General features: G+C 45.8%; 2 protein-coding genes. Both read right to left on the bottom strand.

Annotated features, from left to right (window positions below):
• Positions 1-8 precede the first annotated feature (8 nt).
• Positions 9-743, bottom strand: a complete 735-nt coding sequence (istB, locus tag ACFO4L_RS17550; RefSeq protein WP_377910968.1) for an IS21-like element helper ATPase IstB — start codon at positions 741-743, stop codon at positions 9-11.
• The gene (gene istA / locus ACFO4L_RS17545; protein ID WP_377910967.1) at positions 743-2248 is read right to left on the bottom strand and encodes an IS21 family transposase; all 1506 of its coding nucleotides are present in this window, start codon (positions 2246-2248) and stop codon (positions 743-745) included. Before istA ends, istB begins: the two co-directional genes overlap by 1 nt.
• Between the last annotated feature and the right edge of the window lie 87 nt (positions 2249-2335).

Raw genomic sequence — 2335 nt, 5'->3', positions numbered from 1 at the left:
CGTTTTCCCTATCCTTTTTCGGTCTGATTCATGAGAAACGATTCTTTCATGCGATTACTATCACCTCCGAAGAGAACTAAATGAGAATGGTGGATCAATCGATCCACTACTGCTTCCGTCAGGACCGGGTCCCCAAATACGTGATTCCATTCCCCAAATTGCAGATTCGTCGTGATGATGATACTTCGTTTCTCATAACACAGAGAGATCACTTGAAATAATAGTTCTGCCCCTTGCTTATGCAGTGGGATATAGCCAAGTTCATCCAATATAAGCAAATCCAATTTTTCTATCTTCTTAAACAGTTTGGTCAAAGTACCTTTTTCATGCGCATCCAGTAACTCATTCGCCAGGGAAGCCACGGTATAGAACTTTACTCTTTTGCCGTACTTATAAATGGCATTCATCCCGATACGGGTGGCGAGAAACGTTTTGCCAGCGCCTACTCCTCCATAAAATATCATGTTTTCCTGGTGCTCGAGGAATGCTCCTTGTAATAACCCTTCTTGGCTCAACCCTTGGCCCAGTTTGATATTCTTCCAATCAAATGTTTTATTGGGTTCTTTTGGAAGTGTTGCTGCTTTGAATAGCACGTTGATCTTACGCGCTTCCCGTTGTTCGATTTCTTGTGCCAAAAGCTTGCATAAATACTCTTCCTGAGAGGACGCTTCGACCTCTTGAAAATGTTCCCGCACCCAGCTCAGTTTTAATCGTTTCGCATATGCTTGAATGTCTTCCTGCATCAGGTTTCCCTCCCGGACAGCTGGAAGAAGTCATCATAACGAGTCATTCCCCGTTGAGCGTCCGGCATCGTTGGAACATCCTGCTGGATCGGAATCGCTTCCCGGAAACCTCTGCCGTAGACGAGCTGATGGAACATTTGCCGAATGGCGTCCGGCGAAGGATGCGCGTGTCTCGAAGCTGCTTGTAACGCTTCCGTCGCGAGTTCCATCCGGTGCTCTTTCAGTAATGTCGAGAGAAGCTTTAATGCCTCTTTTACTTCCTCCTGGGTACATGCTTGTAAATAATCTTGCCATGGCTGCGGTAACTGGTCGTAGAAGGACGTGTATTTCATGGCGTTCGGCCGACGAGCCATGAGGGATAAGTACGGCTGCCATTTCATGATGACCTCGCCTGCATAGGAGCGTCGATGACACACAATGGTCTCGTATTGATCCGTCAGGATCTGGATCGTATCATGCGTGATTCCGACCAATACGCTTTGTCCTGCATATCGAGGGGAGGTAGAATATTTGCTGCCATCAATGGCCACATATCCATATTTATTTGCTTTAACGATTTCGTATCGAATCACTTCATAGCTTTTCTCCGGTAAGTAAAAGAGCGCTTGCTGATCTGCTTCAAACAGTGTGGAAATCTTCGATTTCTTCTCAAAGTGCGCGCGATCTCTATCCGCAATAGAAGTCTTCCATAACCCTGCATTGAGTTCCTCCAGATCGAAGATATGCTGTTCCGGAAGAAAAAAGTTATTCCGAACATATTTCACCATCGCTTCCACATGGCCTTTTTCATTTCCTGCACCAGGATTACAGAACTCATAGGCAAACCCGTAATGCAGTACAAAACGATGGAACCCGTCTGCTAATTGCCGTTTGCCGTGCGGCAACACTTTTGTCACGGCAGGGGACAGGTTATCAAAACGAATCCTCCTTGGTACTCCTCCGATGTGATCAAAAAACCGTTTCAACCCTTCCAGGAAACAGTCCTGATTTTCTGATTCAAACACTTGCACCAGAAAGGCATTGCTGTACGGGAAAGAGAGCACTAGGTATGGCAGTTCTACGATGGCTCCCTGCCGTTTGAACGGAGCTTGTCCAAAATCGACTTGGGCATCTCCCGGCTTCGATTCCAACGGAAGTGCAGCTTGAGGACTCTCTTCTTGTAAGCACACTTTCCGTTTAGATATATAATCTCGCACCGTTCTTTCTGATCCTTGAAAATCACATTCGTCACACAGCTGTTGCCAAATGCGTTTGGCAGTTCTTCGATATTTCTTTTTCTTCTTTCCATCATCGATCAACCACTGATCCACCTGCTCTTTTACAGGATCCATGACGGGCGACCGCTGTTTCTTTCTTTGTTGTTTTTTCGCCTGGAATTCTTCTTGGTCTGCATATTTCTTTACGGTCCTTGCATCCGTGTTTGTTCTTCTCGCTACCTCGGAATAGCTGTGCCCTTTAGCGTTAACTTCACTTCTGATATAATGAACGGTATCCACTTGTAACATCTCCTCATCTACCTCCTGCCAGAAAAATGGGTCCAACAGGAGTGTATTTGATTATGGGGGTGTTCACAAGTGGCTTTTTCTATGTCC

This window comes from Bacillus daqingensis (assembly GCF_042654445.1).
Classification (GTDB): domain Bacteria; phylum Bacillota; class Bacilli; order Bacillales; family Salisediminibacteriaceae; genus Alkalicoccus; species Alkalicoccus luteus.
Note: the sequence above shows the minus strand (reverse complement) of the source record. Positions and strands in the feature narration are given on the sequence as shown.